This is a genomic window from Collinsella sp. LCP19S3_A6, from assembly GCF_052122015.1.
Lineage (GTDB): Bacteria > Actinomycetota > Coriobacteriia > Coriobacteriales > Coriobacteriaceae > Collinsella.
Genome location: NZ_JBQKDD010000017.1, coordinates 1 through 14,320, shown reverse-complemented (window position 1 = coordinate 14,320; position 14,320 = coordinate 1). Strand labels below are relative to the sequence as shown.

Annotated in this window: 15 protein-coding genes, 1 tRNA gene and 1 pseudogene; all 17 read left to right on the top strand. The window is 53.8% G+C overall.

Annotated features, from left to right (window positions below):
- Nucleotides 1-322 precede the first annotated feature (322 nt).
- The 17 genes and pseudogenes from ACTQVX_RS08650 to ACTQVX_RS08570 all read left to right on the top strand — a co-directional run bounded on the left by ACTQVX_RS08650 (nt 323) and on the right by ACTQVX_RS08570 (nt 13,941).
- Nucleotides 323-499, top strand: a complete 177-nt coding sequence (locus ACTQVX_RS08650; protein WP_316370598.1) for a hypothetical protein — start codon at nt 323-325, stop codon at nt 497-499.
- A gap of 183 nt (nt 500-682) precedes the next feature.
- Nucleotides 683-1,618 (top strand): HEPN domain-containing protein, encoded by a 936-nt coding sequence (locus tag ACTQVX_RS08645; protein WP_441560899.1) that lies wholly within the window; start codon nt 683-685, stop codon nt 1,616-1,618.
- A 63-nt stretch (nt 1,619-1,681) separates the two neighbouring features.
- A complete protein-coding gene (locus ACTQVX_RS08640; RefSeq protein WP_441560897.1) occupies nt 1,682-2,044 on the top strand; it encodes a hypothetical protein in 363 nt (120 codons plus the stop codon).
- Nucleotides 2,045-2,139: 95 nt separating this feature from the next.
- Complete coding sequence (locus tag ACTQVX_RS08635) at nt 2,140-2,712, top strand: hypothetical protein (protein WP_441560895.1); 573 nt, start codon at nt 2,140-2,142, stop codon at nt 2,710-2,712.
- 202 nt (nt 2,713-2,914) lie between these two features.
- Nucleotides 2,915-3,676 (top strand): TIR domain-containing protein, encoded by a 762-nt coding sequence (locus tag ACTQVX_RS08630; protein ID WP_441560893.1) that lies wholly within the window; start codon nt 2,915-2,917, stop codon nt 3,674-3,676.
- Nucleotides 3,677-3,982: 306 nt separating this feature from the next.
- On the top strand, nt 3,983-6,055 hold the full coding sequence (locus ACTQVX_RS08625; protein ID WP_441560891.1) for a hypothetical protein: 2,073 nt from the start codon (nt 3,983-3,985) through the stop codon (nt 6,053-6,055).
- Nucleotides 6,042-6,338 carry a hypothetical protein gene (locus tag ACTQVX_RS08620; RefSeq protein WP_441560890.1) on the top strand — a complete coding sequence of 99 codons (297 nt, stop codon included), beginning with the start codon at nt 6,042-6,044 and terminating at the stop codon, nt 6,336-6,338. Before ACTQVX_RS08625 ends, ACTQVX_RS08620 begins: the two co-directional genes overlap by 14 nt.
- A gap of 850 nt (nt 6,339-7,188) precedes the next feature.
- Nucleotides 7,189-7,878, top strand: a complete 690-nt coding sequence (locus tag ACTQVX_RS08615) for a hypothetical protein (protein WP_441560888.1) — start codon at nt 7,189-7,191, stop codon at nt 7,876-7,878.
- A 169-nt stretch (nt 7,879-8,047) separates the two neighbouring features.
- Nucleotides 8,048-8,323 (top strand): type II toxin-antitoxin system RelB/DinJ family antitoxin, encoded by a 276-nt coding sequence (locus tag ACTQVX_RS08610; protein WP_427729109.1) that lies wholly within the window; start codon nt 8,048-8,050, stop codon nt 8,321-8,323.
- Nucleotides 8,320-8,619: a type II toxin-antitoxin system YafQ family toxin gene (locus tag ACTQVX_RS08605; RefSeq protein WP_427747403.1), complete on the top strand. Its 300-nt coding sequence runs from the start codon at nt 8,320-8,322 to the stop codon at nt 8,617-8,619. The genes ACTQVX_RS08610 and ACTQVX_RS08605 overlap by 4 nt, the downstream gene beginning before the upstream one ends.
- Nucleotides 8,620-8,980: 361 nt before the next feature.
- The gene (locus ACTQVX_RS08600; RefSeq protein WP_441560886.1) at nt 8,981-9,517 is read left to right on the top strand and encodes a hypothetical protein; all 537 of its coding nucleotides are present in this window, start codon (nt 8,981-8,983) and stop codon (nt 9,515-9,517) included.
- 327 nt (nt 9,518-9,844) lie between these two features.
- Nucleotides 9,845-10,354: a Panacea domain-containing protein gene (locus ACTQVX_RS08595; protein ID WP_441016943.1), complete on the top strand. Its 510-nt coding sequence runs from the start codon at nt 9,845-9,847 to the stop codon at nt 10,352-10,354.
- Nucleotides 10,354-10,851, top strand: a complete 498-nt coding sequence (locus ACTQVX_RS08590) for a Fic family protein (RefSeq protein ID WP_441016946.1) — start codon at nt 10,354-10,356, stop codon at nt 10,849-10,851. Before ACTQVX_RS08595 ends, ACTQVX_RS08590 begins: the two co-directional genes overlap by 1 nt.
- Nucleotides 10,852-11,116: 265 nt before the next feature.
- A pseudogene (locus ACTQVX_RS08585) lies at nt 11,117-11,314 on the top strand (helix-turn-helix transcriptional regulator); the annotation flags it as partial.
- A gap of 57 nt (nt 11,315-11,371) precedes the next feature.
- Nucleotides 11,372-12,190 (top strand): DUF3825 domain-containing protein, encoded by an 819-nt coding sequence (locus ACTQVX_RS08580; protein WP_441560883.1) that lies wholly within the window; start codon nt 11,372-11,374, stop codon nt 12,188-12,190.
- 138 nt (nt 12,191-12,328) lie between these two features.
- Nucleotides 12,329-12,403 (top strand) — tRNA-Val (locus ACTQVX_RS08575).
- A gap of 380 nt (nt 12,404-12,783) precedes the next feature.
- Nucleotides 12,784-13,941, top strand: a complete 1,158-nt coding sequence (locus tag ACTQVX_RS08570) for a hypothetical protein (protein WP_441560881.1) — start codon at nt 12,784-12,786, stop codon at nt 13,939-13,941.
- Nucleotides 13,942-14,320: the final 379 nt, after the last annotated feature.

The window sequence follows — 14,320 nt, the reverse complement described above, 5'->3', positions numbered from 1 at the left end:
TCCAGGCCGATGGAGGTAACATGGGGCATGGGAAGCCTCCTCCCCGCAGGTGCGGTAAGGGCTACCGCACGGGCCGATACTCAAAGCCCATTGTGGCATCCCGAGCCCGCGGAAAGAAGCTGCGCCGCGGGGGAGGCAACCCAAATGGCTTTCTCATATCGTCTTCAACTCCAGTTGCTTTAATATGAGCAGGACTTTGTAAATAGGCAAAAATTGGCCTGACCTCGGTTCGAATGAGTCGAGGCCAGGCCTTTTATCTATCCCAACTCTCCTGCGGCGACCTCGGCGTGTCAAAGTGCAAAATAGGGTCTTTTTCAAAAACTTGGCTTGCAGATTGGAGGGGGACTGGTCCTGCAGGTGCGCCATCGCCACTATGGGACTCCTGGACGAGACGGATGGCGAGGCAGCGGCCGAGCCGCCGATCAGCCCCGTGGAGGCCGTTCGCGCCGAAAGGTCGGTGCTCCTGGAATTCGTCGTGTTGCCCGCGAAGGCGGCGTAGCGGTGGTAAGATGCAGGCGTTTTAGGCGGCGATTCGGGCAATCCGGACCGAATTTGCTGCCCGACAGGATGGCCTTCGGCCACCATTCGTTAGGATGGTTTGCACTAATATTCAGCGCACCACTGCTTCTTGGGTTTCCTGCTCGATATAAACGGTGCAAAGGTATTGCTTGCAGGAGGGGCAATGGGAGAGCATATTCCCAGATTTAAAACGCTTTCCGCGTATTATGAGCAAGACGGTCTCGCTCTGGGCGGACCGCATGAGATCTGCGTCAACATGAGATGCGGGGACATTGCATACGATGTTGTCGTCAAGCAATGTCGAACCAGGGAGATAACCGCTGTTGCTGCCGAACCGATTCCGTGGACGAACATTCAAACGCCGTTGTTTATAATTGAAAGACTTCTGATGCTGTTCGATGGGGCTTTTGTTCCATTGGTCAGGGCAGAGTTCGACGGCTCGCCGGATGGCGATGACGGCGAGGCGGAGGTCAGACAGGTTCTAGCTCGGCGATTAAGCTATTTCGATTCCGACTTACGTTCGTCGAATATTCCCAACGACAAACTCGTTGACTATTGCGATGTTTTGACTGACGACTTGGTTGGGAAATGGCTTTACTTGGTGGAGCAGCTCGACATTACAAATCAGATGTACCTGTATGCTATGTCGAGGTCTGGGATGCCGATTGACATTCGATGCGCTTTTCTCATCGAGCTCGCTGAGCCTTTGATTGAGATGTGCAACAAAGAAAGGGGACTGTTCCCTGATTTGGCCGCAAAGAATAAGCCTACATTAAAAGAGTGCCTCGATGCAGTCATTGGGGAATTTGGTAAGGTAGCTTTTGCTTATGAAATGCAGATGGGAAAGAAAGCCTATGATGCGTTCTTATCTAAGCTGAAGTGCAGTCGAGTCAGGATTATGCATATTAAGGCCAATCAGCCCAAGGATGAATATCTCAATGGCCTCGAAAGTGCTTTCTATCTCAAAAAGCTCTCATTGATGTACAGGGCTATTCTTCTTGATCTGCTCGGGGTACCCGCAAATTTGTATGAGAAGCGCTTAAGGCATCGTGTGGAAACCTTGGATAACTGGTTTGCTGAGAACCATCGCAAGCTCTGAATTGTGCGGTTTGAGAAGATTGCTTCTCCATCTTGAGAGATTGGCCGGGAGGGGTTGATGCGAATGACGCTCGCGCGTGACAACATCGAGGGAATTCGTACAGCGGAGGATGATACCTCTTTTGTCGGTGCGCCCTTCAAACTGACCTTTGGGAACGTGGCCCGCGAGACTCTTCGCTTGGCGAAAGTCGAGAGACTTCCCTTTGTCCACGACGAGCTCGCCGAGGGCTTTGCGGTCGAAGCGGGGGTCCCAGATTTGCGCGTGGTTCTCGGTCGAATTCAGGATCTTTGCTCTGGGCTTGGGCTTCCCCGCCTTCCAGCTGTCATCGTGCGCTCCGACGATGATATGTCTGAAATAGGGTTTTACGAGCTCTATCGCGTGCTCATTTACCCCGGGCTTCACGAGATGCCTGCGGTCAGAATGTGAGATGTGCGACGGAAGCAGCGAGCCGTTCGCCAGGTGGGGCCCGACGACTGGAAGCCTCTCCTTGAGGCGGCGGCGATGGTGGACGGGATGATCAAATGATTCCGGATGGCGTTGTAATTAGTTTCAACGGTCAAATCGATTTCGGCACGGTTGTTGCTCTCCTAGCTCTGGCGCTCACTCTCGTCCAGTGGATTGTCTCGCTGATACGGGGCCGCCGGGCGGCCGCGCGGAGCCAGGCATCAGCCATCTGTGCCCGTGTGGTCAGGATGCCTGAGAGGGAGACGACCACGATTGGCAGGATTAGGATTGATTTCGGGACACAGGTCGGCCTAGAAGTGATGAACAATAGCAACGACATCGTTTACCAAGTTATCCTCACTGCCGTACTTGTCCAAGGCGCCGGGCCTCAAGACGGGAGGGACGTCGAGGGATGCAACAGCAGAGTTCTACTCTCGTCCGTTGCTCCGGGCAAAACCGTGAGGTGCGTCGGGCATCTCGATTGTTCGATGCATAAGGCCCTCGGCTGCGAGGTGGCTTTCACCGATCGCTACGGACGCAGTTGGGTGCGGAAGAGCGACGGTCATTTGGGCAGGATTCGATTCAAAACGCCCGTCGATTATTACGGTCTAATGCAGCCTGTAGAGTGGATGGACTTCGATGAGCCGTAATCGACATGCTCTAATTTTGAACGAAAAACCCCGGAGACGATCGATAACGATTCTTCTTTGATGATGCAAGCGGCGCTACTAATAGTAGCGCCGCTTGTTTTATATTCCGCTTGCAGATTGCCAAGATTGAAGGTGCGGATTTGTCTGCTCATTGGAATAAGATGCTTCTTAGTTCCGTTGTTGGTTATAGAAAGAAGGCTTAATGTCTGATTTTGAAATTTTGCTGCAGTTGTGCGCAACAGCAGACGCACTTTCAAAGAAATACATCAGCTCTCGCTCGCCTGACTTTAAAGCATGGAAAACAAGGGCGGACAGGCTTTTAATTAGGCGTTTTGGAGAAGACAGCTACGAATTTAATAGCTTTAACGAAATCAGCTACTCGTTGTCTTTCTACACCGTCAACACGCCCGACTCGGCTTTCGTTGGTGCCTGCAAGGACGGCCTGCGCAGAGCAAAAGCTGTGCTGGAGACATACCTTGATGAGTTTTCAGCCGAAGGGGAAACCGGATCGACTGCAAATGTCGGAGATTATTCGAAAGTATTTATCGTTCATGGCCACAACGGAGAGCTTAGAGAAAGGGTCGCGAGAATCATCGAAAGGCAGGGCCTGACGGCGGTAGTCCTGAACGAGCAGTCAAATCAGGGCAAGACAATCATCGAAAAGCTGGAAATTAAAGGCGATGCAGCAGGAGCGGTATGCCTTTTTACGGCGGACGACGAAGGAAGAGCTCAGGCAGAACAGTCGGCAAATCCCAGGGCTAGACAGAATGTTGTATTTGAAACCGGATTCTTTATTGGTCGGCTTGGCAGAGAAAACGTTGCAATTCTTGTTGACAAAGGTATCGAGATTCCCTCCGATCTACAGGGCGTCGTTTATACCGGAACAGACAGTTGGGAGTTCGGCCTCTTGAAAGAACTCAAGTCCATGGGATATTCCATCGACTTTAATAAGATGGATTTCTAACGGATGCGACAGCAGACGACAAGATGTGTTTTGTGGGAGCTAGCTTCGGAACAAAGAACAGACGAAGTTGCCACGAGCTGGGAATGACGCAGTATGTGCGATTCGTTGCTGTAACATAGACATGCTCAAAACATCGGAGCTGCGTGAAGCGGAATCTGCAAAGACCGCCTCGCAAAGAAGTTCTTTATCCTAGCGAACGTGGGCGATGTCACTACTGTGATATGACGAATTACGGCAGCCCACTAGCACTGGCGATTGGCGGTATCTTGCAATGTCGCATGAGAATGGTCGGAATGCGAGGAACGTTTGAATAGAATCGACTTTCATATTCATACTGTTGGGACTGCCTCTGACTCCAGCGGGTTCGAGTTCGATGTCGATGTCCTCAAAGACTACGTCGAGAGAGCTCACCTTGCTGCTGTCGCAATCACCAACCACAATGGTTTTTATCGCGACAACTACGAACAGGTTTCGCAGGCGCTGAACATCGCCGTTTTTCCTGGTGCTGAAATCAATGTCACCAAGTTGAGTGGTTTCGGGCACGTCCTCATCGTCGCCGACCCCGCCGACATAGACGATTTTGCAAGTGGGATGGTCACTCTTGCCAACGAATGCCCAGAGAAGGACGACCACGTGAGCTGGGATCGTCTTGTTGAACTGTTTCCCAAGATCAGCAATTGGCTCATCATACCTCACTATAAAAAGAGCAAGAAACTCGACTCGGCCACGCTTTCTCGCATACAAAGCACAACCGGATATGACGCCCTGGAAGTGACCAACGCCAAGAAGTGGCTCGTTGAACGCGATGGAGCCGATGCGCCGCTCGTGGTTTTCAGCGACTGCCGCCCCGGCTTGCGCATGCCCGATGAAGATCCCGACGACAGCATACTGCGATATGCATATGGCTACACCTACCTGCAATGCAGCGAAATGAGCTTTAGCTCGGTCAAAGCAGCATTCGCAAACGCGAACAACGTTGAAATCTTCCCAACAGACAGAGACTTCGAGATACTTCCAGAAGCACTGCCAGCGTCAAAACGTATGAACGTCATCTTGGGAGAACGCTCCTCTGGTAAGACATTCACACTTAAGCGAATCCTTGACGCCTATGAGCCCGAGGACAGGCTCTACATTGAGCAGTTCGAAATCACCAACAAGGCCAAGAAAGACGTCTTCGACAAGAGCGTTGCCGAGGAGGACAGGGTTTATTTCGACAACTACTTCAAAGCTCTGCAAGACGCAATCAACCATTACACACAGTTTGACCGGGGAACCTGCGAAGACGCAGTGAGAGCGTATTGCACGGCATTAATCAAATACGCTGCTGCACCGACCGATCGCTATTCCGAACGGCCTATCTACAACGCCGACGGATTTGCATACGAAGAGAGCGATGCTGTCGAAGCGTCTGACGTGAATCTTCGAAAAGCCGCACGAAGCTTGGCCGGTGGCGGCAAGCGACCCGACCTCGTCAAAGAATACGTTGACCCAGATACTCTCATGGCGCTTGATGGCAGACTACGTGAGCTCATGAAGCAGGCCCGTACTGCTCGTTGGCAGAAAGAACAATGCGATGCCGCAGTCGCGGCCATAAAGAAAGAGTTGAGCAAGAAGTCGGCACGCAAGCCGCTTCCCCAGGTCGACCAACTACGAGAGTACTTCAAGTACTGTTATCGGGAAAAGAGACTTGCGAAAGCCCTGGAGGCACTTGCTGTGCCCCTTGATCTCAAATCTGATGAGGAATACAAATACCTCAAGAAGAGGACACGCCAGATGTTCTCGAATGCCACCGAAGCGCGAAAAGAATGCGGACTGACATTGCCAAGTGGAACCAACGTCGCAGGCCTTTTCGGAGCTAAGGCTACAGCGACCAAGAGGCTGGCAATCATTCGTGGCTTCGATGCCGCGGTTCAGGCTAGGGCGTGTCGATTGCTGTTCAACATTAAGAGCAGGATTGTGCTCAACGATGGTTCTAATGCCGCACTGTCCGGCGGACAGCGCGCGGAGTACCTTCTTCTACACCGAATAGCTGGCGCAACAGGAAAAGATGTCGTACTGATTGACGAACCTGAGTCGTCATTCGATAACCCGTTTCTCAACCATGATGTCATTACCTTGCTCAATGACGTAGCCGAGCACGCTACGGTATTTCTTGTGACGCATAACAATACTCTCGGCGTCTCGCTTCTTCCTGATTGCATCATCTACACCGAGAAGACCGATTCAGGAGAGTATCGCGTGTACTCCGGCGAGCTTTCCGCCACCAATCTTACAGATGCCTATGGAAACGACTGCGACCGCAAAAAGGTGCTGCTCGACACAATGGAAGCCGGACGCGATGCCTACCTTGAAAGGAGAACTCACTATGGACTTGCTTAGAATCAATGAGCAAGAAGGCCAGTTCTACAAGAATGAAGTATGGGTTCCGATAAGCGATATTGAACGAGATGACCTACTTGATCTCATCGAGGCTACAGCAAATAACGACCATGTCGGACTTGTCGAATGCAACGAGAACACCCCGATCAAGGACCCTATCTCTAAAACCATTTACGAGCAGGTTTACAAAGTGCTAAAGGATTTAGACATCAATCGCGCAACCTACCTCGCTTCGATCGACGAAGAGTTCAACGAGCTCGAACGCGAATACGGTTTAGCATAGCTAATATCTCGGCAATCATAGTGAGTTAGATGCGTTTAAATGACAGGCGTACGGAAACGAGAAACTTGAGCTTAGAGCGTCTATTGAGTCGGAGCAGAAACTATTTGAGTGCAAAGGATCTTAGGAGGCACAATCTCAAGTCTTGCAGAGTCTAAAAGCTTTCCTCGGTAGGGGTACGAATTCCCATAGTCCAGCGTGACTCAGGGATACGCCGTCGATGACCCGAAAAATCATGATCAAGATTTGAGTCAACGATTTCGCCCGATTTGGTCGGAAATTCGTAAGTTGATTCTTCTATTCACCGACTGGCAAAACGATTTACTCCTAATTGTGGACATTGCCCACGCGATTTTTCTTTGCTCCCGCATCGATCTCGTTAAACTAATAACTGCTGCTACCAGGGCATTTTCTGGAGCACATTCTATTGGCTCCTGCGAAGATCGGAGCGGTTATGTTTGCCACCGCGTTCCACACCAGCCGTCACTACATCCTGTTTACTGCCATGGCCTGCCTATGCGTTTTGCTGGGCGGGCCTTCTTATGCCGCGGGCGCGGACAGCCTGTTCATCGCGGGAGCCACATACTACGAGCCGGGCGCGTCGGGCCCCGGGTGGGCCTGGACCGATGCCGACCACCTGAAGCTTAACGGCTACACGGGCGAGGCCATCGGCGCCGACGGTAACCTGGTGGTGACGCTGACCGGGCAGAACACTGTTGTCGAGACGAGCGCGCCCGACGTGGACATCTCGCGTTGCGGCTTGGAGGTGTGGGGCGATCTGACGCTCCGCGGCACCGGGTCGCTGACGGCCACGGGCTCGCAGTGCGGGATCTACGTTTCGGGGACGCTCGCGGTGGACGGCTGCAAGGTTGACGCGCGGGCCGTCTGCGCCGGCATCGCGGATGCGCGGGTGGCCGGCGTGATCGCGGACGGTCTTGCCGTTCGCGACGGTGGGCGCGTTGTCGCCGCGGGCGCGGGCTCCGGGGCGGGCGTGCGCGCCTATGGCGTGTGTCTGCTGGGCGGGACTGTCGGCGGCGGCGCGGCCGGGCAGCTTACCGTAAATGCGTCCTGGCTGGATGCGTCGGGCGCCGAAGGCGGCGTCGCCTGCCTGGGCGGGTCGCTTGCATCCGCGCGCTTTGTGGCGCCCGCGGGCGGGGCCTTTGGCGCGGGCGGCGTGGTGGATGCCGACGGGTCCGTGGCAGCGCGTGTGACGATCGAGCCCGTGGATGCCACGGCGCCGGCGGGGGAGACCGGAGGGCCCGACGTGCCGGGCGATGGTCCGTCCGCCCCTGGCACCGGCCCCGCTACCGGCGAGCCAGCTGCGGATCCGTCGGCGAATCCCACACAAAAGCCCGCGTCCGCGACTAAGACGGTGACCACGACCACAGTGACCGACACCACGGTCGCCAAGGCCTCTAGGCCCAAGGCCACCACCGTGACGACCGTCTCGCTCCCCAAGGCCGGTGATAACTGCTGGATCGCCGCATCCCTTACGCTAATCTTTCTCGGCATAGCGCTCCTATGCGCCGCGATTCGCTGCTAAGGCGCTCGATTTCCGGATTGCTCCTGAGTGAGGGTATTGGCTTACGCCAATACCCTCACTCTCTTTGAATAGGGAAGTTTCTACGATGTCGATTGTTTGTAATCATCTTTTCTATACTTGTATGTACGTTATACTAAGGTTGTACTCACGCTATTGAAAGGACCTATAAATGGCAAGCTCAACATTAACCATCAGGGTTGACGACGACCTTAAGCGCGAGGCGGCAGAAGTGGCCGATTATTATGGGCTTGACCTATCATCCGTTACACGCGCTTTCTTTAAGCAAATGGTCAACACTCATCGCATCCCGTTGACCTTTGCTCCCGAGGAACCCAATGTCGAAAGTCTCGAGGCCATTCGCGAAGGAGATGCATTCCTGGCATCCGGTAAAAAAGGGCGTTTTGACAACGGTGCCGATCTGATCGCTGCGGCGATGGCGCAATGAGTACGCTGACCGCTGAGTTCTCTGCAGCTTTCTCACGCGATTTAAAGAAAAAAGCAAAGCGCCGGAATTGGAATCTGACAGAGCTTCAAAAGCTAATTGACCTAGTGCTGCAGAATACACCTGAGTCAACAGAGATATTAAAGCGACGCCATAATATGCACCGGCTAAACGGCAACTGGAGCGGACGAAACGAATGCCATGTAGCAAACTCCGGTGATTGGCTTGTCATATGGTCATCAAACGAAGAGGTGGCATTCTTTGAGCGTACGGGCACCCATGACGAACTGTTCCGATGACATCCTTTGGTTCAACACCAGTAAAGCTGTTCGAGTTTCAGCAATTCATTTCCTTATTGTTTAACTGTGATAGCTACTTAGCTGCAAAATGACTCGCTCATAGAGCCGGCATATGGCTATACGCAATCAGGTTTTCCTTTCACCGACTGGCAAAACGATCTACACCTAATTTTGGGAATCAATCACGGGCTGTTTCCCTGCTCGTAGTCTGATCTCGCTACACTAATAACTGCTGCTACCAGGTAGTTTTCAGGCGCCGTTTCCAATGGCTCTTGCGAAGATCGGAGCGGTTATGCTCGCCACCGCGTTCCACACCAGCCGTCACTACATCCTGTTTACTTTCATGGCCTGACTATGCGTTTTGCTGGGCGGGGCCTTCTTATGCCGCGGGCGCGCGGCCGGGCTGGTTTCCGTCGATGCGTCCTGGCTGGATGCGTCGAGCGCGGGCGGCGGCGTCGCCTGCCAGGGCGGGACTCCTGCATCCGCGCGCTTTGTGGCGCACGCGGGCGGGGCCTTTGTCGCAGGCGGCGTGGTGGATGCCGACGGGTCCGTGGCGGCGCGTGTGACGATCGAGCCCGTGGATGCCACGGCGCCGGCGGGGGAGACCGGTGGGCACGACGTGCCGGGCGATGGTCCGTCCGGCCCTGGTACCGACCCCGCTGCCGGCGAGCCAGCTGCGGATCCGTCGACGAATCCCACACAAAAGCCCGCGGCCGCGACTAAGACGGTGACCACGACCGCTGTGGTCAACGCCACTGCCGCCAAGGCCTCTAGGCCCAAGGACAACACCGCGATCTCCTCATCACTCCGCAAAACCAGCGACAGCCATTGGATTGCCGTGTCCGCATTGCTGTCCGTGTTGGGAGCAGTGGTTCTCAAAGCTGCACGCCGCTGCTGATGCTCTCGATTTCCGGATGTGCGGGAAAAATCGGAACCAGCCGAACGCAAGCCAAATTCTGTTAATAAAACCGCAGGTAAAGTGTTGCCGCTTTCCAGTGTGGTCGACATGTACTAGATATACCGCATACTTACGGAGATCGCCCCTCGGCGTCGTAAGAGTCTGGGCTTGGCGCTCAAGTATATGTCCGCTCGACGTGAAATAATTTGTCGTGTAGATTAGAAGAGAAATTATCTAGGCCTAACTCGACATATCCTTAAATTGGGTACATAATCAGCCCATTTAAGGTCTATAGGAATAGTTTTGCCAACTGAGGGGAGAGCGAAAATGGAAGCGCTGAACGTTGCGAACTACATCATTGATAACTGGAGCGACAAGTTCGAGATTACGAATCTCAAGCTGAATAAGCTCGTCTATTATTCGCAAGTCGAATCGTTGCGCAAATACAATCGTCCGCTTTTCGATGACATAGTTGAGGCTTGGCAGTATGGCCCAGTTGAACCTGTGGTCTATCATGCGTTCTCCTCGTATGGTAGAAACCGTATCAACAAATCGACTGGCCTAGCGATACTTGACGCGATCTCTAAGAAACTCATTGATTCCGTCATGGATAAGCTTGGGATGCTCACTGCGTTCGATTTGGTTACCTTGTCGCATAAGCCAGACGGGGCATGGGCGAGTGTGTATTCGCCGGACAGGGATAACCCCATCACTCCGGAGGCAATTCTCGCGTCTAATGATGGCTTAGGCAACAACGACGTCGTAACAATCGATCAGGCAGTGCAATCGACAATTGCAGCCATGCCCAATGCGCTGAGGCTCCTGGAGAACTCCTAATGTCTCAGATAATGAGGCAATCGACCCCTACCGATCCCCTTGTATTTGATGACGAGGAAGCGATAGGGGCCCTTGCATCTTCTGTAATGCATGCGCACGAACGCTTGTTTGCATCTGGAAAATGCTACACAACCTGCATGACGGGCGATAGAGCCGCCCTTATTCATGGTCGAATTGAGTCTGTTCTATCAAACGCTTTTTGCACCATCTTTGGGCAGTCCCCGATTGATAGATTTTCGGACATCTTCGACCAGGCAAGCTATATTGCGGAACACATGGCAAAGGATCACATCTTTGAGGATGGAAACAAGAGGACTAGCCTAGTTTTTGCTTTTGCCATTATTAGAGTGAGAAAAGTATCGGTGAACTTTTCTGATAGCCCAAATCCTCAAGATAACCCCTACTATGAATGGATTCAGGACCTGGTCTCCGGGAAACGCACACGCGAAGAGCTCGCAGACTCATTGAGGAAGAGCAGCAAACCAACGGAGGGCTAGAGCTTTCTTTGGATCTCTTTATGGCGTCGCGTGTCGCGGTCAAAACGCCCGAATTTCGAAACTGCGGGGAAAATCGACAACCGTCGAGCACGATTCGATTTTTTGCAACAAAGCCGCAGCTCGCGGAAGCGTAAAACCGGGGTCTGGTCAGCAGAACTCGGTTTTTCCGCACTTCCAAATTTTCAAAACGGAAGTATGTGGCAAATTACGGAGCCTCCGACAATGAAATAAAGCCCAGGCACACAAAAAGGGCCTCAAAGCTGCACGAAAGGCGGCCGGCCTAACGCAAAAACAGCTCGCCGCCCAATCGGGGGTTAAACTTCGCGCCATACAACTCTACGAGCAGAACCAGCTCGACCTACGCCGCGCCTCAGTCTCCTCGGCATTGGCGCTCGCAAACACCCTAAGCTGCGCCATCGAAGACCTCGTCTGGCAACCGATCGCCCTGGAGTACGACTCCTAGTGCCACTGTGTTGTGCCCCCCGGTATTGCATCGCGCGTATAGAATTTAAGCATCCGCATGCTGGTAATTGAATGGATTGGACACCGCATGGAACTCCCCAGCACCCTGTGCAGCAATGTCTACGACTTTGCGTTTTGCCCCGAGCCCTGCTACGACCGCCTGGTAGACCTCGCCGACCCCGAGGACTGGGGTCCCAGCAACCGCATCCTCAAAAACTACCTGTCGTTTTCGTTTAGCCGCGCGGTGTTTTTGACCGAGCGCGACGCGGACCAGACCGCGCCGTCCAACTTGCCGCTGGTGTTCGACGACGACCGCTGCCTATTTAATACCGGCCTGTACACGCGCCGTTACGAGACCATCTACGGCCTGTTTGAGCCCAACACCAAACCCGACGCGCGCCAGCGCTGGTTTTTGAAGGGCTTCTTTAAGGAAAGCGACCCCATGCTGGTCTCGTTTGAGTACCTGCCGTGCCGCGTGCGCTTTGCTGAGGACCCCTCCGAGCTCGTCTTTGACTACCGCCTGCCGATCCGTTCCAACATCGACCACATTCTGGGCGACGAGGAGAACCTGATTCGCATCCCTGCCAGCCTGATGGGGGAGGGCAACTCGCTGCTGCTGCGCCGCGCCTTTGAGGGCGCCGTCGTCGAGGCCGCCCGCCGCGCCGCAGCCAACTACACGCTCGCCGTCCCGCAATTCTACGGCGGCCGGATTCAGCTGCTCCTGCCGCTGTGCCTGACCGGCGACAAGCCCGAGCTGGCGCTGACCATCCAGCGCGAGGACGGCTTCTACGCCGCGCGCACTTGCCTCACACTCGACATGGCCTACAACAACGCGCGACTCATTTGCCGCCCCGAGACTTCGTGGATTAAGCGTTAAATGGCTGTTTAGCTGCGGGTTTGTCGTGTGCCCTGATTGCGGTGGCGCGGTTTGCTCCCACGAATTTTAAATCGAGGGTAAAAAGTTCTTGGTAAACCACGCGCGGCTATGATAGTATCTCTTTTGCCGAAAGGCGACGGGCGATTGGCTCAGGGGTAGAGCATATCCTTCACACGGATGGGGTCACAAGTTCGAATCTTGTATCGCCCACCATCAAAAGCACAGGTCAGAGGTGTTAAGCCTCTGGCCTTTTTCTTTTTGACACCAAGGGTGACACCAAAACTGACACAAAATCGAATCGTAGTCGTCTAAGGCATCATTTTTTTGCGCCCTTTTTGCTGATGCTATTACATGTTTTGTATAAAACGCATGCGTATTTTCATTGAATTCCCCATCTGTTTCGAGCGCAAATGTGGAGACAGGAACCACACGCCCAGGGCTCCTGCCAGCGGATTTCTATCACACGAGGGATCTTCGGCAGAACTCGTCAAGCTATTGGTTTGCTTCCGGTACTTACCCGCATAATGCCCCGGTAGATAATCGACCTTGCCAGAAATCCGCACGGCCCGCGGCCGAAACCAGGGGAGGCGCAAATGGACGAAATCGTCTGCGCAAACACCGCATTCCGCTACTGGCGCTGCCCGCCGCAGGTGCGCGATCTCTACCCGCGCCTGCCTAACTCCGAAGACGGCTGGCGAGCTCTATCCCAATCGCCCTTTGTAGTCGACGTCCTCAAGACCCCGATAATCGCTGTAGCTTCGCCAGGTTGTTGTAATCACCACTCGGGATTACGCTCCACTATTCGCTGGGAAGGGGCATCGGATGCCGGCACAACAATCGACACTCATTTAGGCTTTAGTGTCACCAATCCGCTTAACACGTTATTTACCATGACACGCTTTGTGTCCCAAATAGATCTCGTACTGGCTATGTACGAACTTTGCGGCTGGTTTTCTGTTTTCGAGCCAACTCCCGCTGCCGAAATGCAGCTAAAAATGGCAGAAGAGGAGAATCGCAATTCCAGCACGCAGGATCTGTTCGAACTTGGAGAAGGCGAAGACGAGGTTCCTTGGAAACGAGTTTATGCCCACGCAACCGTTAAGGTCCCAGATAATGAAGGCCAAACGAACAAGCGTGAGGATGGAAGAGAGGTTACGAAACTCAAAGGTACTTCTCTTTGGATGAGAAAGCCGCTTATCGAACTGAGCGACCTGCATCGATTCGCCGATAAGGTCAAAAGTCAAATGTGGGGAAAGCAGTTTTATGATGCCGCTCAACAGGTTATCGGCATTGCTGCATCTCCACTCGAGGTCGCGGGAGTCCTGCTCCTAAGTCGTTCTCGACGTCTAGGTGGTTCAGGTTTCAGATACGTGTACCTCAACGATTTAACCCCTCTATCCGAGGCAGCCCAAAGCATCGCAGGTCAAAAGGTCTGCTACGGCGACATCGTGATTGTAAACCCGATGCTAATGAAGGCAGTAATTATCGAGATTCAAGGTGAAGTCATCCATGGATCAGGCGCGGTACTTGACCACGATGCGGAACGTATGACTGCGCTCCAGAGCATGGGTTTCGACGTGTTCCTGGTAACCCACGATATGCTTAACGACAAAAAGCAGCTAGACACCATAGTCAAAAGCGTCTGCAGTCGTTTGGGGATTCGATATAAAGCCAAATCCGAGGCGATGAAGCGCGCCGAGACGCGACTGCGAGCAAATGTTTTGTGCAACTGGTTGGAAATCGGGAATTAGCCGGCAACGAGATACTAGAACAACCTTGTTTGCCTGCCAGTGAATTAGTGCCATTTCAAAACCATGCCGGATTACGGGGCTGGACCCGGACCGGCCGTCCATACCCTGCATTTCACGAAATTCGCAAGTCGTCTACCTGCGGTTTTGATTTTACCGATTACGATATACCCGAGGGTTCCCGGCCTGGCCCCGTAAAGCGGCATGGTTTTGAGATCGCCGGGTGGGCGGGAGCGCGATTGTTCCCGATAATGGGCCTGGTGCCGGCGGGATGGCCGTTGGGCGGATGGCGGCCCGCGCCGCGGAGGCGAAAAAACGTCGGTCGGCGGGACTCGAGATGTCCCAAGGGCGCCGGAGAGGGGGCGGCGGCGTTGCCGCCGCC

What these genes read in the sequence shown, in the direction of transcription:
- ACTQVX_RS08645 (WP_441560899.1), top strand. Translation starts at nt 683, where the DNA reads ATGGGAGAGCATATTCCCAGATTTAAAACGCTTTCCGCGTATTATGAG.
- ACTQVX_RS08640 (WP_441560897.1), top strand. Translation starts at nt 1,682, where the DNA reads ATGACGCTCGCGCGTGACAACATCGAGGGAATTCGTACAGCGGAGGAT.
- ACTQVX_RS08635 (WP_441560895.1), top strand. Translation starts at nt 2,140, where the DNA reads ATGATTCCGGATGGCGTTGTAATTAGTTTCAACGGTCAAATCGATTTC.
- ACTQVX_RS08630 (WP_441560893.1), top strand. Translation starts at nt 2,915, where the DNA reads ATGTCTGATTTTGAAATTTTGCTGCAGTTGTGCGCAACAGCAGACGCA.
- ACTQVX_RS08620 (WP_441560890.1), top strand. Translation starts at nt 6,042, where the DNA reads ATGGACTTGCTTAGAATCAATGAGCAAGAAGGCCAGTTCTACAAGAAT.
- ACTQVX_RS08610 (WP_427729109.1), top strand. Translation starts at nt 8,048, where the DNA reads ATGGCAAGCTCAACATTAACCATCAGGGTTGACGACGACCTTAAGCGC.
- ACTQVX_RS08605 (WP_427747403.1), top strand. Translation starts at nt 8,320, where the DNA reads ATGAGTACGCTGACCGCTGAGTTCTCTGCAGCTTTCTCACGCGATTTA.
- ACTQVX_RS08595 (WP_441016943.1), top strand. Translation starts at nt 9,845, where the DNA reads ATGGAAGCGCTGAACGTTGCGAACTACATCATTGATAACTGGAGCGAC.
- ACTQVX_RS08590 (WP_441016946.1), top strand. Translation starts at nt 10,354, where the DNA reads ATGTCTCAGATAATGAGGCAATCGACCCCTACCGATCCCCTTGTATTT.
- ACTQVX_RS08580 (WP_441560883.1), top strand. Translation starts at nt 11,372, where the DNA reads ATGCTGGTAATTGAATGGATTGGACACCGCATGGAACTCCCCAGCACC.
- ACTQVX_RS08570 (WP_441560881.1), top strand. Translation starts at nt 12,784, where the DNA reads ATGGACGAAATCGTCTGCGCAAACACCGCATTCCGCTACTGGCGCTGC.